At 71.1% G+C, this 26,721-nt stretch carries 30 protein-coding genes; 22 read left to right on the forward strand and 8 right to left on the reverse strand.

Annotated features, from left to right (window positions below; all coding sequences use genetic code 11):
• Positions 1 to 27: 27 nt before the first annotated feature.
• On the reverse strand, positions 28 to 1,749 hold the full coding sequence (locus tag ABD120_RS10520) for a hypothetical protein (RefSeq protein WP_343949569.1): 1,722 nt from the start codon (positions 1,747 to 1,749) through the stop codon (positions 28 to 30).
• A 58-nt stretch (positions 1,750 to 1,807) separates the two neighbouring features.
• The gene (locus ABD120_RS10525) at positions 1,808 to 2,524 is read right to left on the reverse strand and encodes an IclR family transcriptional regulator (RefSeq protein WP_343949570.1); all 717 of its coding nucleotides are present in this window, start codon (positions 2,522 to 2,524) and stop codon (positions 1,808 to 1,810) included.
• 133 nt (positions 2,525 to 2,657) lie between these two features.
• Between ABD120_RS10525 and leuC the strand changes: the two genes are divergently transcribed.
• The 4 genes from leuC (at position 2,658) to ABD120_RS10545 (ending at position 5,255) form a co-directional block, all read left to right on the forward strand.
• The gene (gene leuC / locus ABD120_RS10530; protein ID WP_343949571.1) at positions 2,658 to 4,043 is read left to right on the forward strand and encodes a 3-isopropylmalate dehydratase large subunit; all 1,386 of its coding nucleotides are present in this window, start codon (positions 2,658 to 2,660) and stop codon (positions 4,041 to 4,043) included.
• A 10-nt stretch (positions 4,044 to 4,053) separates the two neighbouring features.
• Positions 4,054 to 4,641, forward strand: a complete 588-nt coding sequence (leuD, locus tag ABD120_RS10535; RefSeq protein WP_343949572.1) for a 3-isopropylmalate dehydratase small subunit — start codon at positions 4,054 to 4,056, stop codon at positions 4,639 to 4,641.
• Complete coding sequence (locus ABD120_RS10540; protein ID WP_343949573.1) at positions 4,620 to 4,865, forward strand: SCO5555 family protein; 246 nt, start codon at positions 4,620 to 4,622, stop codon at positions 4,863 to 4,865. Before leuD ends, ABD120_RS10540 begins: the two co-directional genes overlap by 22 nt.
• Before the next feature lie 93 nt (positions 4,866 to 4,958).
• Positions 4,959 to 5,255 carry an HU family DNA-binding protein gene (locus ABD120_RS10545; RefSeq protein WP_343949574.1) on the forward strand — a complete coding sequence of 99 codons (297 nt, stop codon included), beginning with the start codon at positions 4,959 to 4,961 and terminating at the stop codon, positions 5,253 to 5,255.
• Between the two features lie 54 nt (positions 5,256 to 5,309).
• On the opposite strand, the gene ABD120_RS10550 is transcribed toward ABD120_RS10545, so the two are convergent.
• Positions 5,310 to 5,513, reverse strand: coding sequence for a hypothetical protein (locus ABD120_RS10550; protein WP_343949575.1), 204 nt, complete (start codon positions 5,511 to 5,513; stop codon positions 5,310 to 5,312).
• Positions 5,514 to 5,568: 55 nt separating this feature from the next.
• Between ABD120_RS10550 and ABD120_RS10555 the strand changes: the two genes are divergently transcribed.
• The gene (locus tag ABD120_RS10555; protein ID WP_343949576.1) at positions 5,569 to 6,777 is read left to right on the forward strand and encodes an MFS transporter; all 1,209 of its coding nucleotides are present in this window, start codon (positions 5,569 to 5,571) and stop codon (positions 6,775 to 6,777) included.
• On the opposite strand, the gene cofC is transcribed toward ABD120_RS10555, so the two are convergent.
• On the reverse strand, positions 6,746 to 7,387 hold the full coding sequence (gene cofC, locus ABD120_RS10560; protein ID WP_343949577.1) for a 2-phospho-L-lactate guanylyltransferase: 642 nt from the start codon (positions 7,385 to 7,387) through the stop codon (positions 6,746 to 6,748). The two genes, ABD120_RS10555 and cofC, sit on opposite strands and share 32 nt — an antisense overlap.
• An 80-nt stretch (positions 7,388 to 7,467) precedes the next feature.
• Between cofC and ABD120_RS10565 the strand changes: the two genes are divergently transcribed.
• From ABD120_RS10565 to ABD120_RS10575, 3 genes are read left to right on the forward strand one after another with little or no spacing between them, the layout of a single operon-like run.
• Positions 7,468 to 8,178 (forward strand): lysophospholipid acyltransferase family protein, encoded by a 711-nt coding sequence (locus tag ABD120_RS10565; protein ID WP_343949578.1) that lies wholly within the window; start codon positions 7,468 to 7,470, stop codon positions 8,176 to 8,178.
• A gap of 4 nt (positions 8,179 to 8,182) precedes the next feature.
• Entirely contained in the window at positions 8,183 to 9,193 is a 1,011-nt protein-coding gene (locus ABD120_RS10570; protein ID WP_343949579.1) for an NAD(P)H-dependent glycerol-3-phosphate dehydrogenase, read from the forward strand.
• Positions 9,194 to 9,221: 28 nt separating this feature from the next.
• Positions 9,222 to 10,316 (forward strand): D-alanine--D-alanine ligase family protein, encoded by a 1,095-nt coding sequence (locus ABD120_RS10575; protein WP_343949580.1) that lies wholly within the window; start codon positions 9,222 to 9,224, stop codon positions 10,314 to 10,316.
• Positions 10,317 to 10,359: 43 nt separating this feature from the next.
• Here the strand turns inward: ABD120_RS10575 and ABD120_RS10580 are convergent, their stop codons facing one another.
• The gene (locus ABD120_RS10580; protein WP_343949581.1) at positions 10,360 to 10,791 is read right to left on the reverse strand and encodes a DUF3515 family protein; all 432 of its coding nucleotides are present in this window, start codon (positions 10,789 to 10,791) and stop codon (positions 10,360 to 10,362) included.
• A gap of 9 nt (positions 10,792 to 10,800) precedes the next feature.
• Positions 10,801 to 11,034 (reverse strand): Lrp/AsnC family transcriptional regulator, encoded by a 234-nt coding sequence (locus ABD120_RS10585; RefSeq protein WP_343949582.1) that lies wholly within the window; start codon positions 11,032 to 11,034, stop codon positions 10,801 to 10,803.
• 152 nt (positions 11,035 to 11,186) lie between these two features.
• Here ABD120_RS10585 and ABD120_RS10590 point away from each other — a divergent pair, with 152 nt between their 5' ends.
• The 3 genes from ABD120_RS10590 (at position 11,187) to thiD (ending at position 15,925) form a co-directional block, all read left to right on the forward strand.
• A complete protein-coding gene (locus ABD120_RS10590) occupies positions 11,187 to 12,239 on the forward strand; it encodes a thiamine-phosphate kinase (RefSeq protein ID WP_425563957.1) in 1,053 nt (350 codons plus the stop codon).
• 695 nt (positions 12,240 to 12,934) lie between these two features.
• Positions 12,935 to 15,067, forward strand: a complete 2,133-nt coding sequence (locus ABD120_RS10595; protein ID WP_343949584.1) for a hypothetical protein — start codon at positions 12,935 to 12,937, stop codon at positions 15,065 to 15,067.
• Positions 15,068 to 15,118: 51 nt separating this feature from the next.
• Positions 15,119 to 15,925, forward strand: a complete 807-nt coding sequence (gene thiD / locus ABD120_RS10600; RefSeq protein WP_343949585.1) for a bifunctional hydroxymethylpyrimidine kinase/phosphomethylpyrimidine kinase — start codon at positions 15,119 to 15,121, stop codon at positions 15,923 to 15,925.
• A 64-nt stretch (positions 15,926 to 15,989) separates the two neighbouring features.
• Here the strand turns inward: thiD and rpmB are convergent, their stop codons facing one another.
• The gene (rpmB, locus tag ABD120_RS10605) at positions 15,990 to 16,175 is read right to left on the reverse strand and encodes a 50S ribosomal protein L28 (RefSeq protein WP_049556934.1); all 186 of its coding nucleotides are present in this window, start codon (positions 16,173 to 16,175) and stop codon (positions 15,990 to 15,992) included.
• A 316-nt stretch (positions 16,176 to 16,491) separates the two neighbouring features.
• On the opposite strand from rpmB, the gene recG reads away from it, so the two are divergent.
• From recG to mutM, 7 genes are all read left to right on the forward strand, one after another.
• Positions 16,492 to 18,702: an ATP-dependent DNA helicase RecG gene (gene recG, locus ABD120_RS10610; protein ID WP_343949586.1), complete on the forward strand. Its 2,211-nt coding sequence runs from the start codon at positions 16,492 to 16,494 to the stop codon at positions 18,700 to 18,702.
• A gap of 374 nt (positions 18,703 to 19,076) precedes the next feature.
• Positions 19,077 to 19,646, forward strand: coding sequence for a 16S rRNA (guanine(966)-N(2))-methyltransferase RsmD (rsmD, locus tag ABD120_RS10615; protein ID WP_343949587.1), 570 nt, complete (start codon positions 19,077 to 19,079; stop codon positions 19,644 to 19,646).
• Between the two features lie 15 nt (positions 19,647 to 19,661).
• Positions 19,662 to 20,138: a pantetheine-phosphate adenylyltransferase gene (coaD, locus tag ABD120_RS10620; RefSeq protein ID WP_343949588.1), complete on the forward strand. Its 477-nt coding sequence runs from the start codon at positions 19,662 to 19,664 to the stop codon at positions 20,136 to 20,138.
• A gap of 72 nt (positions 20,139 to 20,210) precedes the next feature.
• Complete coding sequence (locus ABD120_RS10625) at positions 20,211 to 20,762, forward strand: YceD family protein (protein WP_343949589.1); 552 nt, start codon at positions 20,211 to 20,213, stop codon at positions 20,760 to 20,762.
• Position 20,763: 1 nt separating this feature from the next.
• Entirely contained in the window at positions 20,764 to 20,943 is a 180-nt protein-coding gene (rpmF, locus tag ABD120_RS10630) for a 50S ribosomal protein L32 (RefSeq protein ID WP_157250905.1), read from the forward strand.
• A 188-nt stretch (positions 20,944 to 21,131) separates the two neighbouring features.
• A complete protein-coding gene (gene rnc, locus ABD120_RS10635; protein ID WP_425563951.1) occupies positions 21,132 to 21,872 on the forward strand; it encodes a ribonuclease III in 741 nt (246 codons plus the stop codon).
• 2 nt (positions 21,873 to 21,874) lie between these two features.
• Positions 21,875 to 22,717 (forward strand): bifunctional DNA-formamidopyrimidine glycosylase/DNA-(apurinic or apyrimidinic site) lyase, encoded by an 843-nt coding sequence (mutM, locus tag ABD120_RS10640; protein WP_343949590.1) that lies wholly within the window; start codon positions 21,875 to 21,877, stop codon positions 22,715 to 22,717.
• Here mutM and ABD120_RS10645 read toward each other — a convergent pair.
• A complete protein-coding gene (locus ABD120_RS10645; protein WP_343949591.1) occupies positions 22,665 to 23,789 on the reverse strand; it encodes an MFS transporter in 1,125 nt (374 codons plus the stop codon). The two genes, mutM and ABD120_RS10645, sit on opposite strands and share 53 nt — an antisense overlap.
• Positions 23,790 to 23,869: 80 nt before the next feature.
• On the opposite strand from ABD120_RS10645, the gene ABD120_RS10650 reads away from it, so the two are divergent.
• The 4 genes from ABD120_RS10650 to ABD120_RS10665 form a co-directional block, all read left to right on the forward strand.
• The gene (locus tag ABD120_RS10650; RefSeq protein WP_343949592.1) at positions 23,870 to 24,808 is read left to right on the forward strand and encodes a LysR family transcriptional regulator; all 939 of its coding nucleotides are present in this window, start codon (positions 23,870 to 23,872) and stop codon (positions 24,806 to 24,808) included.
• Positions 24,775 to 25,053 carry an acylphosphatase gene (locus ABD120_RS10655; protein WP_343949593.1) on the forward strand — a complete coding sequence of 93 codons (279 nt, stop codon included), beginning with the start codon at positions 24,775 to 24,777 and terminating at the stop codon, positions 25,051 to 25,053. The genes ABD120_RS10650 and ABD120_RS10655 overlap by 34 nt, the downstream gene beginning before the upstream one ends.
• A 190-nt stretch (positions 25,054 to 25,243) precedes the next feature.
• Positions 25,244 to 25,438, forward strand: coding sequence for a hypothetical protein (locus tag ABD120_RS10660; protein ID WP_221340212.1), 195 nt, complete (start codon positions 25,244 to 25,246; stop codon positions 25,436 to 25,438).
• A gap of 132 nt (positions 25,439 to 25,570) precedes the next feature.
• The coding region (locus ABD120_RS10665; protein ID WP_343949594.1) for a chromosome segregation SMC family protein at positions 25,571 to 26,721 on the forward strand (1,151 nt) is incomplete at its 3' end.

Raw genomic sequence — 26,721 nt, forward strand, 5'->3', positions numbered from 1 at the left:
CGCTGAGCGGGCTGTGAACAACGCCCGCTACGAGGCCGCTGAGCGGGCTTTGAACAGCGCCCGCTTGGCGGCCTTGGCCACCTGCTTGTCCGGGTGGACCTGAGAGATCAGTTCCAGCAGTTCCTCGACGTGCGCGTGCGGGATCTTCCAGACGACCTCCAGCAGGTCGCCGAGCATGTCGTCGCCGATGTCGCGCAGGCTGCCGAGGAACTCCGAGCGGCCCAGTCCGGCTGAGATCGTCCACATGTCGAGGATCAGCCAGTTGGTGTCGTCCTGGGTGGGCTTCGGGGCGTCGGGCACGTTGCGGCGGCTCAGGTGCGTGGCCGCGTACGGACGCAGCGACGGCACCTCCAGCGCCTCCTGCCAGGCCGGGACGGCGTCGTCGCCGAGCGTGTCGACCACGCTGGTCGCCTGGACGCGGATGAGCGCGTCGCCGGCGTCCTCGGCCGCCGCCTCCAGCAGCTCCTTGGCGGCCTGGGCGGGCTCGCGCAGTCGCATCCAGGCGGCGAACTCGGTGTTGGCCTCCTCCTCCGGCAGTTCGGCGCTGAGCATGAGCAGGTCGAGGGCGCTCATCGACTCGATGGCCGGACGTGCGTCGACCTCGATGTCGGCGTCGTCGGCCAGGTGGACGACGCCCTCGACGCCGAGCGAGGTCAGCTCGACGCCGTCGCCGGAGACCGCGACCAGGCCGTAGCCGATCAGCCAGTCGAGCACCGGCGCCAGCGGGTCGCCGTAGTGGTCGCGGGCCGCCGCCCACGCCTCACCGCCGAGTTCGTCGACGTCGGCCGCGGCTTCGCCGAGTTCCTCGCGCAGCCCGTTGAGCTCGCGCCCGCCGCCCGCCAGCAGCAGCCGGATCAGCAGGCCCCGGGTGAGCCCGGCCAGGGCCAGGGTGAGGTCCTCGTCCTCAAGCTCGGGATCGCCGTAGTCGACCGAGCGCACGCCGAGCATCCAGGCGTCGAGGACGTCCTCGTCGTCGTCGAAGGGCCACTCGGAGGTGTCCTCCTGGGCGCTGACGGTGTCGTCGCCGGACGGTTCGATGAACTCGAGGTCGACGGCGAGGTTCCAGATGTTCCACAGCTGTGGGACGTCCTCGCCGTGCGCGGGCCTCGGCAGGCCGACCACGTCGAGGGCCTCGGCGACCTCCTCGGGAGACAGCAGGGTCTCCTCGCCGACGCGGCGGGCGGTGCCGACCCAGACCGACAGGTCGCGGGCCTTGGCGATCAGCGGGACGGCCCGCGCGTGCTCGGCCAGCACCGCGTCGGGCTGCAGCCTGATCGTGTCGAGTTCGGCGAGCTCGTCGGCGAACGGCTCGAAGTCGCCGAGGTCGCCGCCCTCGTCGCCGCCCGCTTCCTCGTCGTCCTCCTCGTCGCCGATGAGGTCCTCCATGCGCTCGACGAACTCGTCCTCGATGTCGCCGAGTTCGTCGAGCAGGTCGGACAGGGAGTCGGACTGCTGGGTCAGCCGGCCGGTCTTCGACAGGAACGTGAGATACGCGTCGAGCGCCGGGACCATGCCGTCGGCTGCAGCATCGGGGTCGTCGACCACCTTGGGCATCTGGTCGAGCAGGACTTCCCGCAGGCCGGCGCGCTTCCAGGTGCCGACGTGGGAAGAGAAGGAGATGCGGTGCCACAGTGCGGCGGGCCCCACCAGTTCGGCGGAGCTGCCGGGCGCGTTGGTGCGAGCCCAGACGATGAACTCTTCGAGCAAGGGTCGCAGCTCAGTGGCAGCTACCTCGATGCGATCTGTCACCCACTCAGGCTAGTGCTCCCGGGACGCGCTCGGCTCCCCAAATAGACGGTTTAGCTGATCATGACGACCTGCGCATGGACTCGGTGATCCGTTCGGCCGCCGCCATCACCGGTACGGCGTGCAACCGCCCCGGCGCCCGGGTGAGCCGTTCGATGGGGCCGGAGACCGAGACCGCCGCGACGACCTTGCCGCCGTTGCCCCTGATCGGGGCCGAGACGCTGGCCACGCCCTGCTCGCGCTCGCCCACACTGTGCGCCCAGCCCCTGCGCCGCACGCTGGCCAGCGTCGCCGCGGTGAACTTGGCGCCGCGCAACCCCCTGTGCAGGCGGTCGGGCTCCTCCCAGGCCAGCAGGATCTGCGCGGCGGAGCCCGCGCCCATCGGCAGCGCCGAGCCCACGGGAACGGTGTCGCGCAGGCCGCTGGCCCGCTCGGCCGCCGCAACGCAGACCCGTTCGTCGCCCTGGCGGCGATAGAGCTGGGCGCTCTCACCCGTCAGGTCGCGCAACTGGGTCAGCACGGGGGCCGCGACGGCGAGCAACCGGTCCTCACCCGCCGCCGTGGACAACTCGGAAAGCCTCGGGCCGAGGACGAAACGGCCCTGTGTGTCACGGGTGACGATGCGGTGGTGCTCAAGGGCGACGGCCAGGCGGTGGGCCGTGGGGCGGGCCAGGCCGGTGGCCTGGACGAGCTGGGCGAGGGAGGCCGGGCCCGCTTCGAGGGCATTGAGCACGAGAACGGCCTTGTCCAGTACGCCGACTCCGCTAGAGTTGTCCATAAGCCGATACTGCCGTCTCGGCATATGAGAAGGCAAGTCGGTACAACCCGCGCGGGCACGCGAGGGGAAAGCCCGGGACAACGGCGACCGAGCCGCGGTGCGCAGCGCCGCAGAACGTCATAAGGAGATCGGAATGGGCCGCACACTGGCCGAGAAGGTCTGGGAGCGACACGTCGTACGGCGTGCGGAGGGCGAACCCGACCTGCTCTTCATCGACCTGCACCTGATCCACGAGGTGACCAGCCCCCAGGCCTTCGACGGCCTGCGCATGGCCGGACGCAAGCTGCGCAGACCCGATCTCACCATCGCCACCGAGGACCACAACGTGCCGACGGTGCTCGGCCCCATCTCGGACCCGGTCTCGAAGACGCAGGTCGAGACGCTGCGCAAGAACGCCGCCGAGTTCGGCGTCCGCCTGCACCCGATGGGCGACGCCGGCCAGGGCGTGGTGCACATCATCGGCCCGCAGTTCGGCCTCACCCAGCCCGGCATGACCATTGTGTGTGGTGATTCTCACACCTCCACCCACGGCGCCTTCGGCGGCATCGCCTTCGGCATCGGCACCTCCGAGGTCGAGCACGTGCTCGCCACCCAGACCCTGCCCGCCTACCGGCCGAAGACGATGGCCATCGAGGTCGCCGGCGAACTGCCCGCCGGAGTCACCGCCAAGGACCTGATCCTGGCCATCATCGCCAAGATCGGCACCGGCGGCGGCCAGGGCTACATCGTGGAGTACCGGGGCGAGGCCGTCCGCAAGCTCTCCATGGAGGGCCGGATGACCGTCTGCAACATGTCCATCGAGGCCGGGGCCCGCGCGGGCATGATCGCCCCCGACGAGACCACCTTCGCCTACCTCAAGGGCCGCACGCACGCGCCGCAGGGGGCGGCGTGGGAGCAGGCCGTCGAGTACTGGAAGACGCTGAAGACCGACGACGACGCGGTCTTCGACAAGGTCGTGGAGATCGACGCGTCCACGCTGACGCCGTTCGTCACCTGGGGCACCAACCCCGGGCAGGGGCTGCCGCTGGGCGAGGCCGTGCCCGACCCCGGCCGCATCGCCGACGCCACCGAGCGGGCCGCCGCCGAGCGCGCGCTCGAGTACATGGGCCTCACGGCGGGCACCCCGCTGCGCGAGATCGAGGTCGACACCGTCTTCGTCGGCTCGTGCACCAACGGCCGCATCGAGGACCTGCGCGCCGCCGCCGAGATCCTGCGCGGGCGCAAGGTCAGGACCCGCACGCTGATCGTCCCCGGCTCCATGCTGGTCAAGCTGGAGGCCGAGAAGGAGGGCCTGGACAAGGTCTTCGAGGCCGCCGGAGCCGAGTGGCGCCAGGCGGGCTGCTCGATGTGCCTCGGCATGAACCCCGACACCCTCCAGCCCGGCGAGCGCAGCGCCTCCACCTCCAACCGCAACTTCGAGGGCCGCCAGGGCAAGGGCGGACGCACCCACCTGGTCTCGCCGCAGGTCGCCGCCGCGACCGCCGTCACCGGCCGCCTGACCGCCCCCGCCGACCTCTAGGAGCAGCACCATGGACGCCTTCACCACGCACACCGGTACGGCGGTGCCGCTGCGCCGCAGCAACGTCGACACCGACCAGATCATCCCGGCCGTCTGGCTCAAGCAGGTCAGCCGCACGGGCTTCGAGAAGGGCCTGTTCTCCGCCTGGCGCGAGGACCCGTCCTTCGTCCTCAACGACCCCGCCTACGGCGGCGCCACGATCCTGCTGGCGGGCCCCGACTTCGGCACCGGCTCCTCGCGCGAGCACGCCGTCTGGGCCATCCAGCAGTACGGCTTCCGCGTCGTGATCGCCCCCCGCTTCGGCGACATCTTCCGCAACAACTCCACGAAGATGGGCCTGCTGCCCGTCGTCCTCGACGCCGACGTGGTCGAGAGCCTGCACGACCAGGTCGAGGCCGACCCGACGCTGGAGATCACCGTCGACCTCGCCGCGCGCGAGGTCCGCGCCGCGGGCCGGAGCTGGACCTTCGAGATCGACGACTACACGCGCTGGCGGCTGCTGGAGGGCCTCGACGACATCGGGCTGACCCTGCGTCACGCCGACGACATCAGCGCGTACGAGAATGGTCGGCAGCCATGGCTGCCGACGACCGTCTAGAAGACGAAGCGCTGGAAGGCGACGCATTGGCGCGGCGGCTGCGCGAGGCGCACCGCCGCGTCCGCGCGTCGCCGCGCGCCGAGAAAGAGCGACTGGCCCGCAAATATCTGGCGATCTGCGACCTCGCCAAACGCGATCCGGAGCGGGCGGCGGCACGTCTCGACGCCTTCCTGGAAGCACTCGGCGACACGCCACGCGGTCACGAAAACACGGGTGGTGATTGAGTTCCCTCGGAAAGCCCCTTAATTTCGAGTCGCGTAAGGGGTTTCTACGTGAGGCGAGTGTTGCTGGAACCCCGAGCCATAACAGGGGGATAGATGAACAAGCGGGAACTCGTCGACGCCATCGCAGATCGGGTGGGCGACAAGAAGACGGCCACCGAGGCCGTCAACGCGATAATCGATGCCGTCCAGAAGGCGGTCGCGAACGGAGACAAGGTCTCGATCACGGGCTTCGGCGCGTTCGAGATGGTCCACAAGCCTGCGCGCACGGCAAGGAACCCGTCGACCGGCGCGGAGATCAAGGTCGCCGAGAGCTGGGCGCCGAAGTTCCGTCCGGGCTCCGACTTCAAGGAGCTGGTGAACGACGGCGGCAAGAGGGCGAAGAAGAAGTAACCAGCGCGGCATGAGCGCCCGGGCCCTTTGCGAGGGGTCCGGGCGGTCCTGTTTTCAGGACGGCAGCGGGAACGTGGACAGCGTGATGAAGGTGATCTCCTCGCCGGACACCGCGATGTTGACCCGCTGACCGGACCGCAGCAGCAGCAACGGGCCCGCGTCGAAGGCCCGCGCGGGGAAAGCGAGCACGGTGCCGTCGTCGAGGAAGACCGTGCCGGAGCGGGTCGCCGGGTCGTAGGTGCGCACTGTCGCCTGCACCCGCCCAGCGTAAATCGTTTGCCCGCCGCGAGCCACCCGGGTCACGATCACCGGCATGCGGTCTGATTTCGCCCGTTTCGCCACGGCGAACGCGATCACCCAGCTCGGCACCCAGGTCACCCTGATCGCGTTGCCGCTGGCCGCGGTCCTCACCCTCGGGGCGGACCCGTTCGAGCTCGGCCTGCTCACCGCCGCCGAGACGGCCGCCTTCCTCCTCGTCGGGCTGCCCGCCGGAGTCTGGGTGGACCGGCTGCGCAGGCGCCCTGTGCTCATCTGGGCCGACGTGGTGCGCGGCCTCGCGCTGCTGACGGTGCCCGTCGCCGCCTGGTACGGGGTCCTGTCGCTGTGGCAGCTCTACGCCGTCGCGCTCGTCATCGGCTTCGGCACGGTCTTCTTCGACATCGCCCACATGAGCTTCCTGCCCGCCGTCGTCGGCCGCGACCGCCTCGAAGGCGGCAACAGCGTCCTGGAGGTCACCGGCAGGACCGCGACCCTGGCCGGTCCCGGCATCGGCGGCGCGCTCGTGCAGTGGCTCACCGCGCCCGTCGCGCTGTTCCTCGACGCCGTCAGCTATCTGCTGTCCGGGCTGCTGCTGTCCCGGGTCCGCGCGGAGGAGAGCCCGGCAGAGGGCGGACGCGGGCACCTGCGCCGCGAGATCGCCGAGGGCATCGCCTACGTACGGCGCGAGCCGGTGCTGCGCACGGTCGCCGTGCTCGGCGCGCTCGTGCAGCTCGGCAACGGCATGTGGGCGGTCGGCGCCCCGTTGTTCCTGGTCGGGGAGCTGGAGCTGGGCGCGGGAGCGTACGGGCTGATGTTGTCGATCAGCGCGCTGGGCGGGCTCGCGGGCGCGGCGCTCGCCCCACGCGCCGTCGCGCGGTACGGCACCGGCCGGACCATGGCGGCGAGCGCGGGAGCGACTTGCGTGCTCTACCCGCCGATCGCGCTGACCGGCGGGGACTGGCGGCTGGGGCTGTTCCCGGTGTTCCTGACGGCGGTCGCGCTCAGCTCCGTCGTCTTCGGCATCACGCAGCTCAGCTACCGCCAGCGCACCACGCCGGAGCACCTGCTCGGGCGGGTCAACGCGAGCATGCGCTTCCTGATGTGGAGCGCGCTGCCGCTCGGCGGGCTGGCCGGGGGCGCGCTCGGCGAATGGGCGGGCGCGCAGGCCGTCTTCGTGGCGGCCACGCTGGTGTGCGGGCTCGCCTACCTGCCCGCCGCCTGGTCGCGGGCGGTCAGGAAGCTGGATCCGGCCACAGATCGCTGACGACCGCCGCCGTGTGCCGGCCGAGGCCGAGCGCGAGGGCCGCGCGCAGGTCGTCGGGGGTGTCCACGTCGCGGCGCACCGAGTCGACGCCGGGCAGGAGCAGTTCCTTGGCGCCGCCCGCCAGGTGCCTGGCCCGCGACTCGCCGCCGAAGCGCGGGGTGAACGGGACGCCGGGCCGTACCCCGTAGAAGGTCGTGCCGACGTCGAGCGCGTCGGGCACGAACGACTGGTCGAACTCGGCCGCCGCCGCCAGCACCTCGGCCAGTTCGGCCGGGCGCAGCGCGGGCAGGTCCGCCTGGAGCGCGCCCACGGCGTGGCCGGGCTCCAGCCGTACGGCGTGGGCGGCCCCGGTGCGCAGCGCGGTGTTCAGGCCGAGGTCGGGATCGGGCACCACCTCGGCGCCGAGGGCGCCGAGCGGACCGGCGGCGGCGGGATCGGCCGTCACCACGATCGCCCGCGCGACCAGCGGGCAGGCGAGTACGGCGGAGACGGTGTCGCACGCCACGGCCACCGCGAGCCGGGTGCGGTGCGGACCCGTCGCCTCGGCCAGGCGGGTCTTGGCGGCGACCAGTGTCTTGACCGGAACGACCAGTGACCAGCGGATGCTCATAGGGTTAAGTCTCCTGCCTCGACATCCCGCGCGGGCAACCGGGAGACTTGGGGTGCAAGCCGTACCCGTTGGAGGAGACCATGAGCCGCCCCGTGCGACCATCCCGATTCTGGGAGACCCTGGCGGTGGTCATCGTGAAACCGCTGTCGTGGCTCCTGGTGAAGAAGGACTGGCGGCACGGTGAGCGCCTGCCGCGCGCGGGCGGCGTGATCATCGTGGCCAACCACCTGTCGTGGGTGGATCCGCTGCTGGTCTCGCACTTCCTCTACAACAACGGGCGCTGGCCGGTGATTCTCGCCAAGGCGGGCCTCTTCCGGGTGCCGTTCCTCGGCGCGGCCGTGCGCGGGCTGCTGGCCATCCCCGTCGAACGCGGCAGCGACGAGGCCATCAGGTCGCTGAAGGCGGCCGAGGGGCGGCTCGCCGACGGCGCGGCCGTGTTCTTCTACCCCGAGGGCACCTGCACCCGCGACCCCGCCCTGTGGCCCATGGTCGGCAAGACCGGCGCCGCCAGGCTCGCGCTGGAGAGCGGCGCCCCGGTCATCCCGGTGGCCCACTGGGGGGCTCAGGACGTGCTGCCGTACGGTGAGAAGAAGCCCAGGCTGTTCCCGCGCAAGACGTTCCGGGTCAGCGTGGGACGGCCAGTGGACCTGTCCGGGTACGCTGGGCGGTCGCCGCACGCCGACGTGCTGCGCGAGGCCACCGCCGACATCATGGCGGCCATCACGGCGCAACTCGCCGAACTCAGAGGCGGGAAGGCCCCGGAGACCCCCTACGACCCGGCCGGACGGTGAGCGCATGACCAGGATCGCGGTATTCGGCACCGGCTCGTGGGGCACCACGTTCGCCATGATCCTCGCCGAGGTCGGCAACCAGGTCACCCTGTGGGGGCGGCGGCCGGAACTCGTGCAGGCGATCAATGACGGCAAGGGCAACCCCGACTACCTTCCCGGGATCGAGCTGCCCCGGGGGCTGCGGGCCACGACCTCCCCCGCCGAGGCGCTCGACGGGGCCGAGTTCGTGGTGCTCGCCGTCCCGTCGCAGACCCTGCGCGGCAACCTGGCCGCCTGGCGCGAGCACATCCCGGAGCGGGCGGTGCTCGTCAGCCTCATGAAGGGCATCGAGGTCGGCACCACCAAGCGGATGAGCGAGGTCATCCGCGAGGTCGCCGGCGTGCCGGAGGCGCGGGTCGCGGTCGTCTCCGGGCCCAATCTCGCCCCGGAGATCGCCCAGCGGCAGCCCGCCGCCACCGTCGTCGCCTGCACGGACGAGGGTGTCGCCAACCGGCTCCAGCAGGCGTGCCACCTGCCGCCGTGGTTCCGGCCGTACACGAACCTCGACGTAGTCGGCGTCGAACTCGGCGGCGCCGTCAAGAACGTGATCGCGCTCGCCGTCGGCGTGGCCGTCGGCATGGGCATGGGCGACAACGTCTCCGCCATGCTCATCACCCGGGGACTGGCCGAGATCTCCCGGCTCGGCACCGCGCTCGGCGCCGACCCGCACACCTTCTCCGGCCTCGCCGGGATGGGCGACCTGGTCGCCTCCTGCACCTCGCCGCTGGCGCGCAACCGCACCTTCGGCGAGAACCTCGGGCGCGGCATGACGCTGGCCGAGGTGACGGCCGCCACCCGGCAGACCGTCGAAGGCGTCAAGTCGTGCGAATCGGTGCTCGAACTCGCCCGCAAGCACGACGTCGAGATGCCCATCACCGAGGTGGTCGTCGGTGTCGTCCACGACGGCATGTCGCCGAAGGAGGCGGGGATGCTGCTCATGTCCCGCACCCCCAAACCCGAGCGTTACGGTGTCTGACCGGTTGTCTCCGGTAGATTCGGACACCATGAGCAAGCCACGCGTCGCCGTCGTTTTCGGAGGTCGCAACTCAGAACACGCCGTATCCCTCATGGGGGCCGGCAGTGTGCTGGACGCGATCGACAGGGACAAGTACGAAGTGATCCCGATCGGGATCGCGCGGGACGGCCGCTGGGTGATCGCCTCCGCGGCCCAGAGCTACGCCATCGAGGCGGGACGGCTGCCCGAGGTCGACGCCTCGGGCACCGCGCTCGCGCTGCCCGCCGACGGCGGCTCGCTGATGGCCTACGACGCCGGGACCATCCCGGTCGAGCTCGGCGCGGTGGACGTGGTCTTCCCGGTCATGCACGGACCCTTCGCCGAGGACGGCACCATCCAGGGGCTGCTGGAGATGGCGGGCGTCCGCTACGTCGGCTCCGGGGTGCTCGCCAGCGCCGTCGGCATGGACAAGGCGCACATGAAGACCGTCATGGCCGCCGCCGGGTTGCCCATCGGCCCGTACGTGGTGGTGCGCGAGCGCGACTGGCGGCTCGACCGCGAACGTGTGATCAAGGAGGCCGAGTCGCTCGGCTACCCCGTCTTCGTCAAGCCCGCCCGTGCGGGGTCCTCCCAGGGCATCAGCAGGGCCACCGACCGGGCCTCCCTGGAGGCGGCCGTCGAGCTGGCCCGCGAGCACGATCCCAAGGTGCTCGTCGAGGCCGCCGTCGCCGGGCGGGAGATCGAGTGCGCGGTGCTGGAGTCGCTCGGCGACGAGCCGCCCGCCGCCTCGCAGCCGGGGGAGGTGCGGGTCGAGGGCGGGCAGGACTTCTTCGACTTCGAGGCGAAGTACTACCCGGACCAGATGTCGCTCGACGTACCCGCCGACCTGCCCGCCGACGTGGCCGAGAGGGTGCGGGCGATGGCGGTGCTGGCCTTCCAGACGCTGGAGTGCGAGGGGCTGTCCAGGGTCGACTTCTTCTACACGCCGGACGGCGGGATCGTCTTCAACGAGATCAACACCATGCCGGGGTTCACGTCGCTGTCGGTGGCGCCGCAGTTGTGGGCCGCCTCCGGGCTGAGCTACCCGCAGCTCGTGGACCGGCTGGTGCAACTCGCCCTGAGCCGCTCACCCGGCCTGCGCTGACGCCGCTCACCCGGCCTGTGCCTGTTTGCCTGGCCTGTGCTGGTTACCCGGCCTGTGCGGTCGCCTGGGCGATCGGGCGGGACAGGTCGGCGAGCACCTCGGGGGCGACGCGGGTGGCGGCGACCGTCACCTCCACGTAGGCGAGGTCCGTCACCGCTGTGAACAGGGTGGGGCGGTCGGGGTCGGTGAACCAGCCGACGCCGCCGATCTCGTCGAGCCGGTCGGTGGGCGCCATCCGGGCCGGGCGCGGGACGCCGCACCGCAGCGCGATCTCACCCTCGCCCCACACCGTGACATAGGGGGATTCGGGCGTGGACGCGGTCCGCCCCGCGCCGTCCAGCTCCTGAGGCAGGAGCGGGGCGAGCCGCGTACACGCCTCGACCGCCGTGCCCTCGGGCACGGGCGGCTCCATCTGTACGGCACCGCCGCAGCCGGAGAGCAGGAGCAGTGTGACGAGGACGGCCGCGGCGCGCATTGACAACTCTCAGATGTGGACGATGGGACACGTAAGAGTACGTGTGATGCCCTCCACCGCCTGAATCTGGGCGACCACCAGCTTGCCGAGTTCATCGACGTTGTTGGCCTCGGCACGCACGATCACATCGTAGGGACCGGTCACGTCCTCCGCCTGTGTGACACCGGTGATCCCGGCGATCTGGCCGGCGACGGTCGCGGCCTTGCCGACCTCGGTCTGGATGAGAATGTAGGCCTGCACCATGACGTCCTCCCGGGCGAATTGGATCAGCGCCGAAGGGCCACCGTACCCCCTCACCATCCTGGTACGGGAGGGCGCCCCCTGGGTCGTTCGGGTGTCGTCTCTGGATCGGGATACCCCGGTCTGCCGGGGTGGCAGTCTTCGGCATACGGTGTTTGGACGGGAGGTGCACCATCAGAGTCGGAAATTTTGGAGAATTTGGGGTTATTTCTCGAATCTCTGGGCGGTTGTCGCAAGGGGCGGACGTGCTCCTCGGGCCCGGGGACGACGCCGCCGTGGTCGCCGCCCAGGACGGCCGGGTGGTCGTCTCGACCGACCTGCTCGTCGAGGGGCGCCATTTCCGCCTCGACTGGTCCACGGCCTACGACATCGGGCGCAAGGCCGCCGCGCAGAACCTCGCGGACATCGCCGCGATGGGCGCCCGTCCCACGGCGCTGGTCGTGGGGCTCGGCATGCCCGCCGACACGGCGCTGTCCTGGGTGGACGGCCTGACCGAGGGGCTGAGGGACGAATGCGCGCTGGTGGGCGCCTCCGTGGCCGGTGGCGACCTCGCGTCGGCCGATTTCGTGGTGCTGGGGGTGACGGCACTCGGCTCCCTGGACGGCGCGGCCCCGGTCACGCGCGCGGGCGCCCGTCCGGGTCAGGTGGTCGCCGTCGCGGGCCACCTCGGCTACTCCGCCGCCGGCCTGGCCCTCCTCCTGGCCACCGACAGCGGCTCCGAGCAGGCTGCGGCCAGGGGGTCCGAGCGTTCCGGGCGGCCTCTGGCGGAGGGGTCGCCCTGGGCGTCCTCCTCCGCGCGGGTTTCCACGGCGCTGGAGGAAGTGGTGAGCGCGCATCGGAGGCCGAGGCCGCCGTACGCGTGCGGGCCCGAGGCCGCGAGGCTGGGGGCGAGCGCCATGATGGACGTCAGCGACGGGCTCCTCCAGGACCTCGGCCACATCGCCGGGGCCAGTGGGGTGCGGATCGTCCTCGACCCCCGGGCCTTCGCCGTCGATGAACCGGTCGCCCTCGCGGCCAAGGAGGTGGGGGCCGATCCGATGGACTGGGTGCTCGCGGGAGGAGAGGACCACGCGCTCGTCGCGGTGTTCCCCGAGGGTGTACGGCTGCCGCCGCACTGGACAGTCGTGGGCCGGGTCGAGACAGGCGAGGGTGTAACCGTCACAGAGCGTGACATAAGGGTGGGCGGATGGGACCACTTCCGTGGGTGATTTGTCCCGATATGAGTAAAAATCACAGTGATTAATCTGGTACTAACGTGAAAGCTGTGACAAGGGCGTATCGAAGGTGTTATGAAGATTGGCGGCCACTGTAACCGGCAGAAAGGGCAGCCATGGGCCGCCACGGCACAGGTGGATCCGATGCGCATGAACGGGGGATGGGTGGGTCCGACGACTCTCGGGACGAGGACCTCCGATACAGCACCGATCCAGCCGCAGCCTGGTCCATAGCCCCCGACCCGACCGCCACGAGCTCATTCTTCGCTACGGACAGTGACGAACCCGGCTGGCCGGAGCTTCCTGACGGCCCGGACGCGACGAGCAAGCGGGCTCCCAAGTCCAAGCGCGCCGAGTCACCTTCCGACGCCTCGGACCCCACCCAGATCGCGAACCTGCCGTCTCAGGGCGGCGCCATTCCGCCCCAGGGTGAGGCCATGCCGCCCCGGAGCGGCGGCCTGCCGCCTCAGGGCGGCGGTATGACACCCCAGAGTGGGGGCCCGCGACCGCAGGGCGGCGACAGGCCACCGCAGCGCGGGGGTCTTCCCGCGCAGGACGCGAGCTTCCCCTCTCGGAGCGGCGGCCTGCCGTCCCAGGGTGGCGGCCTGCCACCGCAGAACGCGGGCCCGCCGACGCCGGGCGCGCCCCAGGGTCCGGAGAGCGGCAGCCTGCCGACTCGGGGGGCGGGTATGCCGTCCCAGGGCGCGGGTGCATCGTCCCAGGGCGCGCCGCCGTCGGCCGGGGCGGTGCCGTACGAGACCGGTGCCTTCGTCGCGCAGCCGCCGCCGGAGTCCGATCCGCTAGGGTCCGATCCGCTCCGGGCCGACTCGCTCGGATACGGCTCTGACCATCAGGTCGGCGGCGAGTACCGGGTGGCGGGGTCCGACCGGCACCTGGCCGTCCCCGATCCCCAGACGCCGCACCCCGATTCGCGGACGCCCGATTCCCGGACGCCGCACTCCGATCCCCTGGCCGCGCACCCGTTGGGCGCCGACCGGGCAGGGGCCGGATCCTTCGACGGCCCGGAGACGGGCTTCTTCGACAGCCAGGCGCTGAGCGCTTACGAGCACGCGAGCAGAAGCGGGTCCGACCAGGACGGTCCGGCCCCGTTCGGCGACGATTCCGGATCCGGCCGTGGACGGGCAGGGGTCACGCCGCCGCCGGACGCGTTCGCCGACGACCGGCCCGGTGGGGCCGTACCCGGTGGAGCCGCGCGCACGGGCCCCAGACCGGGAGAAGACGCGCTCGGACCTGAGGGCCCGGACTTCGACGGCCCGGTGACGGGCGCCTTCGACATGCCGGTGACCGGCATGTTCGAACGCCCGGAGGCCGGCTCCTTCGAGCGCTCTGAGGCCGATCCTTCCGAGCACTCGGAGACCGGTCGTTTCGAACGTCCTGAACCCGGCGGGTTCGAGCGCCCCGAAGCAGGCGCCTCCCGTGACTCCGGTCCCTTCGCGCGCTCCGGCGGCGTCGGGTCCGGCTCCGACGCCTTCAGGCGGCCCGAGGCCGGTTCCCGCGACCAACGGGACCCGCAGGCCGGGCCGTACGAGCGGGATGGCCTGACCTCTCCCGACGCGACCCAGGTGCTCGGCATCGGCGCCGCGCACGCCGTCCAGGGCGCGGGCGACGCGCTGGGACCGGCGGGGGACCTGTTCCAGCAGGGCGGAGCACACCACCAGAACCCGGGCGGCGCGGAGCCGTTCGGGCAGAGCGGGACCGATCCGTTCGGCCAGGTCACCGGCGAGCCGCGCGAGGGCGTCGGGCGGCCTGACGAGCCGGTCGGTGCCCCGAACGGCGGGCATCCGCCCGCGCCGGGCGACATCAAGGTGGCCGGGACGCCGACGGCCGTCTCACCGACGCCCGCCTGGGCCGACAGCAACGAGACGTTCACGGACACCGGCTGGGCGCCGGAGGAGTTCGAGGACGACTCGCGCCGCCGCAAGGGCCGCCGCCGAGGCGGAGGCGGCGACGGCTTCGACGACGAGAACTCCGGCGGCGGCGGCCGGATCCGGGTGGCGCTGCTGTCGGTGGCGGCGGTGGCCGTCGTCCTCGGCGGTACGGTCGCCGGGGTCAAGCTGATGGGCGCCTCCGGCGAGGCCGAATGCCCCGGTGGCAAGTGCACCGCGGTCCAGGGCGGCACCAGTTCGCCGCCGCCGACCGTGGCGACCAGCGAGCCCGCCCCCGCTGAGGAGGAGGAGCCCACGGAGGAGCCGGAGCCGTCGCGGACGAAGACCAAGACGCCCAGGCCCACGACCAGCAGCCCGGTGGCGCAGCCGCCACGCCGTACGGTCGCCCCTCCACGCCCCACCCCCACCAAGACGCGGACCAACACCCCCAAACCACCGGAGAGGACCACCCGCCCGCCGAGGACTCCCGCCCCCTCCGAGGAGCCGACCGGCGGGCTGCAGAACACCGGCGACCCGAGCACGGGCACGATCGAGAGCGGCGGCCCGATCCCGACGACCGGTTCCACGTCGGGCTTCGGACACAACGGCGGCATCACCGGCGGCGGCAGCGCGGGCCCGTCCGTGGACGTGGACTACGAGGTGACCGAGCGGAACGGCAGGACGTACACGGCCGGCGTCTCGGTGCTCAACTCCTCGGCGCAGCAGTTGAACGGGATCACGCTCTCGCTGCCCGTCACCGGCCGCGTGCTCGACGTGACCGGCGCCGACTGGACCCAGGACGGTCAGCTACTGATCATCGACGTGGCCGGCCTGCTGTCGGCCGGGGCGTCGAAGAACCTCACGATCTCCGCGACGGGCACGGGCGCGCAGCCGCAGAACTGCGGTCTGGTCGGCGGTGACTGCTCGCTGACCTAGTGGCAGGGGGCGCGTCGTCCCGTGTGAGATGGCGTGCCCCTGAGTGGTTGGATGGGGGATATGACCCCTTTGACGCCTCCTCGTGTGCTCACCGTCGCCGGATCGGACTCCGGAGGCGGCGCGGGCATCCAGGCCGACCTGAAGACCATGCTCGCCCTCGGCGTCCACGGCATGAGTGTCATCGCCGCCGTGACCGCGCAGAACTCCCTCGGCGTCAAGGGCTACTGGGAGCTGCCGGAGGAAGCGGTGCGCGCGCAGCTGGACGCGGTGCTCGGCGACATCGGCGCCCAGGCGGTCAAGACCGGCATGCTGGCCTCGCCCACGCTCGTGGAGACCGTCTCCGAGGTCCTGGGCGCCTACCCGGCCCCGCTCGTCGTCGACCCGGTCGGCGTCTCCAAGCACGGCGACTCCCTGCTGGCCCCCGAGGCGGTCGAGACGATCAGGACCCGGCTGATGCCGGTCGCCACCGTGGTGACGCCGAACCTGTGGGAGGTCGAGCAGCTCACGTCCGTCGTCGTGGAGGACGAGAAGGACCTGCGGCGCGCGGCGGAGGCCGTACTCGGGCTGGGCCCCAGGTGGGCGCTGATCAAGGGCGGGCACCTGCCGGGCGAGCCGGTCGACCTGCTGACCGACGGCACCTCTGAGTACCTGTTCAGGGCCGAGCGCCACGACAACCGTCACACCCACGGGACGGGCTGCACGCTGGCCTCCGCCGTAGCCTCCCACCTGGCGCTGGGCGCCGACGTGCCGACGGCCGTGGAGAAGGCGAAGGAGTACGTCACGGGCGCCATCGCGCACGGCTTCCCGCTCGGCGGGGGCATCGGCCCCGTCGACCACGCCTGGCGCTGGAGGTCCTGACCGGCCGCGAACGCCGAAAGCCCGGCGCTCCAGGGGATGCGCCGGGCTCGGACCAAGACTGTGACTAGCGGGTGACCTTGCCCGCCTTGATGCACGAGGTGCACACGTTCAGCTTCTTCGGGGTGCCGCCGATGACCGCGCGGACCGTCTGGATGTTGGGGTTCCAACGACGACGGGTGCGGCGGTGAGAGTGGGACACGTTGTTGCCGAAGGTCGGCCCCTTGCGGCAGACATCGCAGACGGAAGCCACGGTATCGCTCCTTAAAACAGTCGATGTAGCCCTGTCCGCTGTCAACGACCGGGCGGAGGGCATGCCGGGACGACCGGCCAGCCAGACGAGAATATCCGATCCTCACCACCGGGTGCGAATCCAGCTCTGGACGCTCCGACCAACCGGGACATTCTCCACCGTCAACAGTAGCGCACGCGGGGAGGTCGGCGTGCCCGCGTGAGGAACGCCGCGAGGTCCCGGAGCCGAGGGCGAGCAGGCGTCCACCCGTTCCTCGGCGGTGTCGAAATCGGTGTCGAACGATTCCTGTCGGTCACACGCGGTAGAACTGTTGTCCGTGAGTCGTTTCGACGAGCCTCTGACCAAGGCGCTCGATCCCAAGACCGCCAAACTGCTGCACGACGTGCTCGACCTGCAGACGGTCGGCGACCTGCTGCGCCACTATCCGCGCAGATACGCCGAACGCGGCGAGCTCACCTCCCTCGACATGCTGGAGGTGGACGAGCACGCCACGATCGTGGGCGAGGTCACCCGCGCGATGCGCAAGCCCATGCGCAACCGGGGCGGCACCTGGCTGGAGGTCGAGGTCGTCGACGGCACCGGCAAGAAGATCTACCTGTCGTTCTTCGGCAAGGGCTCCCACGTCGCCGAGTCGCGCCTCAAGCCCGGCTCGCGCGGCATGTTCGCGGGCAAGGTGAGCCTGTTCGGCTCGCGCGGCACTCCGCGCTGGCAGCTCGCCCATCCCGAGTTCGAGCTGTTCGACGAGACCGAGACCAGCGCCGAGGAGTTCTCGACCGCGCCGGTGCCGATCTACCCGGCGGGCAAGGACGTCACGCCGTGGGCCATCAGGCGGGCCGTCGGCGTCGTCCTCGACACGCTCGGGCCGCTCGACGACCCGCTGCCCGGCGAGCTGCGCCGCCGTCACAAGCTGCAGGGGCTGGCCGAGGCGCTGGAATCGATCCACCGGCCCAAGGACTTCGCCGAGATCGGCCGGGCCAGGCACCGGCTGAAGTTCGACGAGGCGTTCGTGCTGCAGGCGGTCCTGCTCCAGCGCAGGCAGGCGGCGACGGCCTGGCCCGCCCAGGCCAGGCCGGTCCGGTCCGGGGGGCTGCTCGACGACTTCGACGCCCGCCTCCCGTTCGCGCTCACCGAGGGGCAGAGCACGGTCGGCGCCGAGATCGCCGCCGACCTCGCGCTCACCCACCCGATGCACCGGCTGTTGCAGGGCGAGGTCGGCGCGGGCAAGACCGTCGTGGCGCTGCGGGCGATGCTCCAGGTCGTCGACGCGGGCGGGCAGGCCGTCCTCCTCGCCCCCACCGAGGTGCTCGCCCAGCAGCACCACCGCTCGATCACCGCCATGCTGGGCGACCTCGCGGCGGGCGGCATGTTCGGCGGCACCGCCGTCACGCTGCTGACCGGGTCGATGGGCGCGGCCGCGCGGCGCGGCGCGCTGCTCGACGCGGCCTCCGGCACCGCGGGCATCGTCGTCGGCACCCACGCGCTGCTGCAGGAGCACGTGCAGTTCGCCGACCTGGGCCTGGTCGTGGTCGACGAGCAGCACCGCTTCGGCGTCGAGCAGCGCGACGCGCTCAGGGAGAAGGTCGCGGGCGGACGGCCCCACGTGCTCGTCATGACCGCCACGCCGATCCCGCGCACGGTCGCGATGACCGTCTTCGGCGATCTGGAGATCTCGACGCTGTCGCAACTGCCGTCCGGACGGGCGCCCATCACGACCCACGTGGTGCCCGCCGCCGAGAAGCCCCACTATCTCGACCGCACCTGGGAGCGGGTGCGCGAGGAGGTCGGCCTCGGCAGGCAGGCGTACATCGTCTGCCCGCGCATCGGCGACCTCGAAGGCGACGAGGGCGACCTGGCGCCGTCCTTCGACGCCGAGCCCGAGGCCAAGCGGCCGAAGGACGGCGCCGAGGAGCGCAGGCAGCCGCTGGCGGTCCTCGACGTGGCCGAACTCCTCACCGCCGGACCGTTGCACGGGCTGCGGGTGGCGGTACTCCACGGGAAGCTGGCGCCCGAGGAGAAGGACGCGGTCATGCGGGCCTTCAGCCGGGGCGAGGTCGACGTCCTGGTGGCCACCACCGTGATCGAGGTCGGGGTCGACGTGCCCAACTCCTCCGTCATGGTCATCATGGACGCCGACCGCTTCGGCGTCTCCCAGCTCCACCAGTTGCGCGGCCGGGTCGGGCGCGGCGGGCTGCCCGGACTGTGCCTGCTGGTGTCGGAGTTCGCCGAGGGGACACCCGCCCGGGCGCGGCTCGACGCGGTGGCGGCCACGCTCGACGGGTTCGAGCTGTCGCGAGTCGACCTGGAGCAGCGCCGCGAGGGCGACGTCCTGGGAGCGGCCCAGTCCGGGAAGCGCTCGTCGCTGAAGCTGCTGCAGTTGCTGCGCGACGAGGAGGTCATCGAGGCGGCCCGCGCCGACGCCGCCGCGCTCCTGGAGTCAGACCCCGGCCTCGACACGCACCCGGGCCTGAGGGCCGAGATCACCCGCCTCCTGGCCGACGAGAAGGCCGACTTCCTGGAGAAGACCTGAGGCATGACGTTCCCGCAGGCAGACGGCCGGTAACCAGGAGGCCGACCTCCTGGAGAAGACCTGAGGTCCGAGGGTAAAGGTCTCGGGGAAACAGAAGACTCCCAGAGCGTCGCTCTGAGAGTCTGAGATCCCAGCGGCGGGGACGGCCTCCCCCCGAATGCCGTCCCCGGCTGGGCCCACCCTCGGGTCAGGTGCCGAGGGACCCGGCGTGCGGAAGGGCTCACGATCACGCCGGTCGGCCTCCATTTGGGTCATCTCGAAGGCCGCAGACATCATCATGCTGACCTCGCCCCCCGATGTGAACGACCCTTGCGCAGTCGAGGCCGACACTTGTCCACTCTTGACCTGCGGTGACATGGGGGACAATAGCCGTCATGACTCGGATCATCGCGGGGCGCGCGGGTGGGCGCCGCCTGGCCGTCCCGTCGGGCCGCGGGACGCGACCTACCAGTGACAGGGCAAGGGAAGGGATCTTCTCTACCCTCGGTTCACTCGGCGACCTGGACGGGGCCCGGGTGGCGGACCTGTACGCGGGTTCCGGGGCCGTGGGCCTGGAGGCGCTGTCGCGGGGGGCGGCGCACGCGCTGCTCGTCGAGTCGGACCCGAAGGCCGTGCGCACGATCAGGGCCAACGCCGCCTCCCTCGGGTTGCCCGGCGCACAGGTGGTGCCCGACCGGGTGGAGCGGCTGCTGGGCAAGGAGCCGGACGGGGGACCGTACGACGTGGTCTTCGCGGACCCGCCGTACGCGGTCACGGACGAGGACGTGACGCTGGTCCTGGAGCGGCTGCGCGACAACGGTTGGCTGGTGGAGGAGGCTGTTGTGGCGATTGAACGGGAAAGCAGGGGAAAGGCCCTGGTGTGGCCGGAAGGGTATGCGGAGGAGAGGGTCCGTCGCTATGGCGAAGCGTCCGTTTGGTACGGTCGCGCCGCCAGTAACCCATGAGCACGGGAGGGCGTCTTGCGGCGCGTTGTCTGCCCGGGATCGTTTGATCCCATCACCAACGGCCACCTCGACATCATCGGCCGGGCCGCCCGACTCTACGACGAGGTCACCGTCGCGGTGCTCGTCAACATCGAGAAGAGCAGTCTGTTCACGGTCGACGAGCGGATCGAGATCCTGCAGGCCGTGACCAAGGAGTACCCCAACGTCCGGGTGCGGAAGTTCCACGGCCTGCTGGTCGACTTCTGCCGCGACAACGACATCCCCGCCATCGTCAAGGGCATCCGGGTCGTCAGCGACTTCGACTACGAGTTGCAGATGGCCCAGCTCAACTACCGGCTGTCCGGGGTGGAGACGCTGTTCATGCCGACGAACCCCGAATACTCCTTCCTGTCCTCCAGCCGGGTCAAGGAGATCGCGCGTTACGGCGGCGACGTCTCGGGCCTGGTGCCGGACCTGGTGCACACCCTGCTCATAGCGCGGCTCAGGGGCTGACCCGGGCCTGGTATTCTTTCTGTTCGGCCTTGTACGACGGCGACACCTCCGCCATGCCTAGCGAGAGCAAGGATGACTAAGCACCTCGACCCCCGCTCCCCGTGGGTGATCTCCACCCATGACCTGGGTAAGCGTCCGGGTACGATGCTCCGGCGTTCCTTCTCTCTCCCGGCACCGGCGGATCTCGGCGTCGAAATGATCGGTGTCCCCAAGGACGCCGATGTCGAGCTCGATCTCAGGTTCGAAGCAGTGATGGAAGGCGTGCTCGTCAGCGGCACCGCCCGCGCCCCGCTCGCCGGGGAGTGCGTGCGATGCCTCGAACCGCTCGCCTCCGGACTGGAGGTCGATCTCCAGGAGCTGTTCTTCTACTCCGACGAGGACGCCTCCGAAGAAGACTCCCTGCTCGACGGGGAACTGCTCGACCTCGAACCGACGTTCCGCGACGCGGCGGTGCTCGCACTGCCGTTGAGTCCCGTCTGCGGTGACGACTGCCAGGGACTCTGCACGGAATGCGGGATCAGGCTGGCCGAGGCCGGCTCCGATCACCGGCACGAGAAGATCGACGCCCGTTGGGCGTCGTTGCAAGGTCTGAAAACCGAGAACGATAACGATCAGGAGAAGTGACGTGGCCGTCCCGAAGCGAAAGATGTCGCGGAGCAACACCCGCGCCCGTCGCTCCCAGTGGAAGACGACTGCTGTCGCGCTGGTGAGCTGCCCGCAGTGCCGTTCGCCCAAGCAGCCGCACATCGCCTGCCCCAGCTGCGGCACCTACAACCGTCGTCAGGTCATCGAGCCGTCCGCCTGATTTCGCAGAGTTGACGTGATGCCGACCGGGTGCCATTGTGCCCCGGTCGGCGTTAACGTTTGAGATGCGTGCGGTGGCGGTTCGCCCGCGGCCGTGGTGGACGCCGGGGCACACCCCGACGCCCACCACGTTTTCGGGCATCCTCCGGGAGCCATCGCGCCATGTGAACGATGTCCGAGGAGGAACACATGGGCGCAGGTCCTAAGCCGGTGGCCGTCGAGGTCGCCCGCGACGAGCTGGAGCGGGTGCTTGCCGTCCGGCTGGATTCCGGCATCCTTGAGCGGGGCCTGACGCACCGCTCGTACGCCTACGAGAACGGTGGCCTGCCCACCAACGAGCGCCTGGAGTTCCTGGGCGACTCGGTGCTGGGCCTGGTGGTCACCGACACCCTCTACCGCAACCACCCCGACCTGCCCGAAGGGCAGCTCGCCAAGCTGCGGGCCGCGGTGGTCAACATGCGCGCGCTGGCCGACGTGGCCCGTTCGCTCGGCCTGGGCCGCTTCCTGCGGCTCGGCAGGGGCGAGGAGGGCACGGGAGGCCGCGACAAGTCCTCGATCCTGGCCGACACGCTGGAGGCGCTGATCGGCGCCGTCTACGTCGACAAGGGCCTCGACGAGGCGTTCCGGGTCGTGCACCTGCTGTTCGACCCGCTGATCGTGCGCTCCGCCTCGCTGGGCGCCGGGCTCGACTGGAAGACCTCGCTGCAGGAACTGACCGCCTCCGAGGCGCTCGGCGTCCCCGAGTACCACGTCGAGGAGAGCGGCCCCGACCACGCCAAGTCCTTCACCGCAGTGGTCCGCCTGGGCGGCGAGTCCTACGGCTCCGGCACCGGCCGCAGCAAGAAGGAAGCCGAGCAGCAGGCGGCCGAGGCGGCGTGGACCCGCATCAAGACGCGCCGCGAGCAGCGTGAGAGCCAGCCGGCAGGCTGAGGATGCCGGAACTACCCGAGGTCGAGGTCGTCCGCCGGGGGCTGGCCGAATGGATCACCGGCCGCGAGATCGCCGGGGCCGAGGTGCTGCACCCGAGGGCGGTCAGGCGCCACACGCTCGGCGCGGAGGAGTTCGCCGCGCGGCTCAAGGGCCGCACGGTCGAACTCGCCGCGCGCCGGGGCAAGTACCTGTGGCTGCCGCTGGGCGGCGGCGAGGCGCTGCTGGCCCATCTGGGCATGAGCGGGCAGATGCTCGTCGTCCCGGCCGACTCGCCGGTTGAGCGGCATCTACGGGTACGGCTGACCTTCACCGACGGCGGCCCCGACCTGCGCTTCGTCGACCAGCGCACGTTCGGCCACGTCATGGTGGCCCCGCTGTCCGGCCAGGTGCCGGAGCCGATCGCGCACATCGCCCCCGACCCGTTCGAGTCCGCCTTCGACGACGAGGTCTTCGCCCGCAGGCTGCGCACCAAGCGCACCGAGGTCAAGCGGGCGCTGCTCGACCAGTCGCTGATCAGCGGCGTCGGCAACATCTACGCCGACGAGGCGTTGTGGCGGGCCCGGCTGCACTGGGCGCGGGCGACCGACACGCTCACCCGGCCCAAGATCGGTGAACTGCTCGCCGGGGTGCGCGAGGTCATGAGCTCGGCGCTGGAGCAGGGCGGCACCTCGTTCGACAGCCTGTACGTGAACGTCAACGGGGAGAGCGGCTACTTCGAGCGCTCCCTTGAGGCGTACGGGCGGCGGGATCTGCCCTGCTCCCGCTGCGGCACCCCGATCAGGCGCGACGCGTTCATGAACCGTTCGTCGTACTCCTGCCCGACATGCCAGCGTAAGCCGCGCTGAGCAGGGCGAGCGCGGCGGCCAGCCACATCACGGCGGTCACCGAGACGCCGTCCACGACCATCCCGCCGATGAACGCGCCGGCCGAGATGGCGGCGTTGAAGATCGACGACAGCAGCGCCGTGCCCGCCTCCCCGCCGCCGGCGCCGAGGATCCACATGCTGCACGAGACGGCGACGCCGCCGTAGACGAGGCCCCAGAGGGCGACCAGCAGGATCGGGGCGTCGATCAGCGGCAGCAGGGCGGTGGCGACCGCGATGGTCAGGGCGATCCCGGCGAAGACCCGGCGGGGGGAGCCGAGCGCCCCTGCGCCGAAGTTGCCGACGACGCCGGCGAGGCCGAACACGAGGAGGGTGAGCGTGACCGGGGCGTCGGCGCGCTCCAGGAACGGCCGGATGTAGGTGTAGGCGGCGAAGTGGCCGATCACGAGCAGCGCGGTCGTGAAGAGCACGGGGCGGGCGGCCGGGTTGGCCCACACCCCGCGCAGCCGCATGACCGTCGTGGGGGCCACGGCGGGCAGCAGGGCGGCCAGCGCGACGAGTACGGCCAGCGCCAGTACCGCCATGATGCCGAAGGCCCACCGCCAGCTCGCCAGCGAGGAGATCAGGGTGCCGGTGGGGACGCCCACGACGGAGGCCACGCTGACGCCGCCGGTGATGAGCGAGGCGGCCCGGCCCGCTCCCGCCGCAGGGACCAGTCGCATGCCCAGCGCGGCGGCGAAGGCCCAGAAGCCGCCGATGGACACACCGGCCAGCACCCGCGCGATCACCATGACCGTGAAGTTCGGCGCCAGCGCGGCCAGCAGGTTGGCCGCCACGAGCAGGAGCATCAACGCGGCCATCAGCGGGCGGCGGTCCACACGGCGGGTGGCGACCACCAGGGTGGGCGCGGCCAGGGCGGCGGTGATGGCCGGTGCGGTCATCGTCAGCCCTGCGGTCCCGTCGGACACGCCGAGGTCGCGGCCGATGGGGGTGAGCAGGCCGACGGCCAGCATCTCGCTGGTCACCACGGTGAAGGTGCCGGCCGCGATGGCGGCCACGGCGCCCCAATGCCCCCGGGAGGTATCGATCGTCATATGAACCCACCTTGTCGGCGGATCCGAGCAGGAACAATGACGAGTCGCGAAGCCTTGGTTTAGGTGAGCTAAGGGGTGAGATGGAATACCGGCAATTGGAGACCTTCGTCGTACTGAGTGAGGAACTGCACTTCGCGCGGGCGGCGGAGCGCCTGTACTTGTCGCCCGGCCGGGTCAGCCAGCTCGTGCGGGCGCTGGAGAGCGCGATCGGCGGGCGGCTGTTCGAGCGCACCAGCCGCAGGGTGCGGCTGACGCCGCTGGGCGAGCGGTTCCTGGCCGACCTGCGCCCGTCCTACGAGGGCGTGCACGGGGCGGTCGAGCGGGCCAAGGCCGCCGCGAGGAACGTGTACGGCGTGCTGCGCGTCGGCTTCCTCGGCACCCCGTCGGCGCTGGTGACCCGGGCGGTCTGCGCGTTCGAGGGCGCCAACCCGGAGTGCGCGATCGAGCTGGTCGAGGTGCCACTGGCCGACCCGTTCACCAAGGTGCGGGCGGGAGTCGTGGACGTGGCCTTCACGCTGCTGCCGGTCGAGGAGCCCGACCTGGCGACCGGGCACGCGCTCAACAACCTGCGGATGAAGCTGGCGCTGTGGAAGAACCACCCGCTCGCGGCCCGGGAGTCGATCGACGTGGAGGAACTCGCCGAGATCCCGCTGGTGGGCCTGACCGGCCCGGCTCCGCGCCGCTGGCGCGAGCTGATCAGGCCGCTCGCCACACCGGCCGGGCGGCCGATCCCGGCCGCCTCGGACGTCGCCACCAGCCAGGAGGGGATCACCCAGGTCGCGCTGAACCGGGGTGGCATGCTTTTCTGCACGTCGACGGCCGCTTATCACAGCAAAGAGGATGTGATTTTCGTCCCAGTGGACGGTCTGCCGCTGTCCAGGCTCGGACTGGTGTGGTTGCGCGGCGGGGAAACCGGAGCCATTCGCGCTTTCCGCGAGATCACTGTGCAGAATGCGGAAATCGTGGAACGGAGTGTGAACACCTCATGGACGACACCGTACGGCTCACCGCCTGGGTGAGAGGCCGGGTGCAGGGCGTCGGATTCCGCTGGTGGACCCGCGCGAGGGCCCTGGAACTCGGCCTGGCGGGCTGGGCGAGGAACACGGCCGACGGCCGGGTGGAGGTGGTGGCGGAGGGCGCGCGCGACGGCTGCGCCAGGCTGCTCGACCTGCTCCGGGGTTGCGACACGCCGGGGCAGGTGGATGGAGTGGTGGAGCGCTGGAGCGAAGCCCGAGGTAGTTTGACGGGGTTCACGGAGCGGTAGCCCCTTTCGTTAAACCCCGAAAATAGTGTATATTTGTGTGTCGAGAGTGTCCACGGGTAGGCAGCAGCGGTGCGTTCGACTTGACCGCCATCACTGCCGGTGCGACTCTTGTTAAGTACCACGCGCACCCCTCCCGCGGAACAGAAGTGCGCGAACCAGTCTGGTCACTCAGCGTGGAGGACCCTTAACCATGGCGAAGGCTCTACTCGGCCACGTCGGCGGTCCTGACCCTCGTATGGTCTCGGAGATGCGCCGTCTGCAGCAGCGTATTCGGGACCTGGAGGCAGAACTCATCCGACTCCAGGCCCAGAACGACGCTCTTGCGGCGCAGACCCGTGACGAGGCTCGGGGCCGTTTGCAGGAGCGCGAGCCGGCACTCACCTGAGTGATCGGAGCGCAACGTCCAGGGACGTCTCGTAGAGGCGTCCCCTGTCATTTTCCCAAGCGTGCGTCGTTGCCGCCTGCCTGAAGCCGGAGACCAGTAGGCTTTCCCCCTACATGGTCGAAGGGGGCGGGCTTGTATCTGAAAACGCTGACCCTGCGCGGATTCAAGTCGTTCGCCTCGGCCACCGCCCTGCGCTTCGAGCCGGGCATCACCTGCGTGGTCGGGCCCAACGGCTCGGGTAAGTCCAACGTCGTCGACGCCCTGGCCTGGGTCATGGGCGAGCACAGCGCCAAGTCGCTGCGCGGCGGCAAGATGGAGGACGTCATCTTCGCGGGCACCTCCTCCCGGCCGCCGCTCGGCCGGGCCGAGGTGACCCTCACGATCGACAACACCGACGGTGCGCTGCCGATCGACTACACCGAGGTGACGATCAGCCGCCTGATGTTCCGATCGGGCCAGAGCGAGTACGCGATCAACGGCGACACCTGCCGCCTGCTCGACATCCAGGAACTGCTGTCGGACTCCGGCATCGGCCGTGAGATGCACGTCATCGTCGGCCAGGGCCAGCTCGACGCGGTGCTTCACGCGGGCCCTGAGGACCGCAGGGCCTTCATCGAGGAGGCCGCCGGGGTCCTCAAGCACCGCAAGCGCAAGGAGAAGGCCCTGCGCAAGCTCGACGCGATGCAGGCCAATCTCACCCGCGTACAAGACCTCACCACCGAGCTGCGGCGCCAGCTCAAGCCGCTCGGCCGCCAGGCGGAGATCGCCCGCAAGGCCGCCGTCATCCAGGCCGACCTGCGCGACGCCCGACTGCGCCTGCTCGCCGACGACGTCTGCATCCTGCGGGCGACGCTGCGGCGCGAGGCCGAGGACGAGGCCGCGATCCAGGCCAGGCGCACCCAGGTCGAGACCGAACTCGCCGAGGGCCAGCAGCGCGAGGCCGCGCTGGAGGCCGCCGAGACCGAGGCCCAGCCCCGGCTCTCGGCCGCCCAGGAGACCTATTTCCGGCTCTCGTCGCTGCGCGAGCGCATCACCGGCCTCGAACAACTCGCCGCCGAGCGCCACCGCCACGCCCTCGACGCCGCCGCCATCGAACGGCGCGGCCGCGACCCGGAGGACCTCGAACGCGAGGCCGCCGAGGTCCGCGAACGCGAACTCATCCTGGCCGCCGAGCTCGAACACGCCCAGGACCTGCTGGAGGACTCCGTCCAGCGGCGCGGCGACGCCGAGTCCGCCCTGCGCGCGGAGGAGCAGCGCCTGGCCATGGCCGCCCGCGCCGCCGT

The sequence above is a fragment of the Nonomuraea longicatena genome (genome assembly GCF_039525605.1).
In the GTDB taxonomy this organism is placed as follows: domain Bacteria; phylum Actinomycetota; class Actinomycetes; order Streptosporangiales; family Streptosporangiaceae; genus Nonomuraea; species Nonomuraea longicatena.

Bases quoted from the DNA above. Each gene is read 5' to 3' on its own strand.
- ABD120_RS10525 (WP_343949570.1), bottom strand. From the start codon at position 2,524: ATGGACAACTCTAGCGGAGTCGGCGTACTGGACAAGGCCGTTCTCGTG.
- leuC (WP_343949571.1), top strand. From the start codon at position 2,658: ATGGGCCGCACACTGGCCGAGAAGGTCTGGGAGCGACACGTCGTACGG.
- leuD (WP_343949572.1), top strand. From the start codon at position 4,054: ATGGACGCCTTCACCACGCACACCGGTACGGCGGTGCCGCTGCGCCGC.
- ABD120_RS10540 (WP_343949573.1), top strand. From the start codon at position 4,620: ATGGCTGCCGACGACCGTCTAGAAGACGAAGCGCTGGAAGGCGACGCA.
- ABD120_RS10545 (WP_343949574.1), top strand. From the start codon at position 4,959: ATGAACAAGCGGGAACTCGTCGACGCCATCGCAGATCGGGTGGGCGAC.
- ABD120_RS10555 (WP_343949576.1), top strand. From the start codon at position 5,569: ATGCGGTCTGATTTCGCCCGTTTCGCCACGGCGAACGCGATCACCCAG.
- cofC (WP_343949577.1), bottom strand. From the start codon at position 7,387: ATGAGCATCCGCTGGTCACTGGTCGTTCCGGTCAAGACACTGGTCGCC.
- ABD120_RS10565 (WP_343949578.1), top strand. From the start codon at position 7,468: ATGAGCCGCCCCGTGCGACCATCCCGATTCTGGGAGACCCTGGCGGTG.
- ABD120_RS10570 (WP_343949579.1), top strand. From the start codon at position 8,183: ATGACCAGGATCGCGGTATTCGGCACCGGCTCGTGGGGCACCACGTTC.
- ABD120_RS10575 (WP_343949580.1), top strand. From the start codon at position 9,222: ATGAGCAAGCCACGCGTCGCCGTCGTTTTCGGAGGTCGCAACTCAGAA.
- ABD120_RS10580 (WP_343949581.1), bottom strand. From the start codon at position 10,791: ATGCGCGCCGCGGCCGTCCTCGTCACACTGCTCCTGCTCTCCGGCTGC.
- ABD120_RS10585 (WP_343949582.1), bottom strand. From the start codon at position 11,034: ATGGTGCAGGCCTACATTCTCATCCAGACCGAGGTCGGCAAGGCCGCG.
- ABD120_RS10595 (WP_343949584.1), top strand. From the start codon at position 12,935: ATGCCGTCCCAGGGCGCGGGTGCATCGTCCCAGGGCGCGCCGCCGTCG.
- thiD (WP_343949585.1), top strand. From the start codon at position 15,119: ATGGGGGATATGACCCCTTTGACGCCTCCTCGTGTGCTCACCGTCGCC.
- rsmD (WP_343949587.1), top strand. From the start codon at position 19,077: ATGACTCGGATCATCGCGGGGCGCGCGGGTGGGCGCCGCCTGGCCGTC.
- ABD120_RS10625 (WP_343949589.1), top strand. From the start codon at position 20,211: ATGACTAAGCACCTCGACCCCCGCTCCCCGTGGGTGATCTCCACCCAT.
- rnc (WP_425563951.1), top strand. From the start codon at position 21,132: ATGGGCGCAGGTCCTAAGCCGGTGGCCGTCGAGGTCGCCCGCGACGAG.
- mutM (WP_343949590.1), top strand. From the start codon at position 21,875: ATGCCGGAACTACCCGAGGTCGAGGTCGTCCGCCGGGGGCTGGCCGAA.
- ABD120_RS10645 (WP_343949591.1), bottom strand. From the start codon at position 23,789: ATGACGATCGATACCTCCCGGGGGCATTGGGGCGCCGTGGCCGCCATC.
- ABD120_RS10650 (WP_343949592.1), top strand. From the start codon at position 23,870: ATGGAATACCGGCAATTGGAGACCTTCGTCGTACTGAGTGAGGAACTG.
- ABD120_RS10655 (WP_343949593.1), top strand. From the start codon at position 24,775: ATGGACGACACCGTACGGCTCACCGCCTGGGTGAGAGGCCGGGTGCAG.
- ABD120_RS10660 (WP_221340212.1), top strand. From the start codon at position 25,244: ATGGCGAAGGCTCTACTCGGCCACGTCGGCGGTCCTGACCCTCGTATG.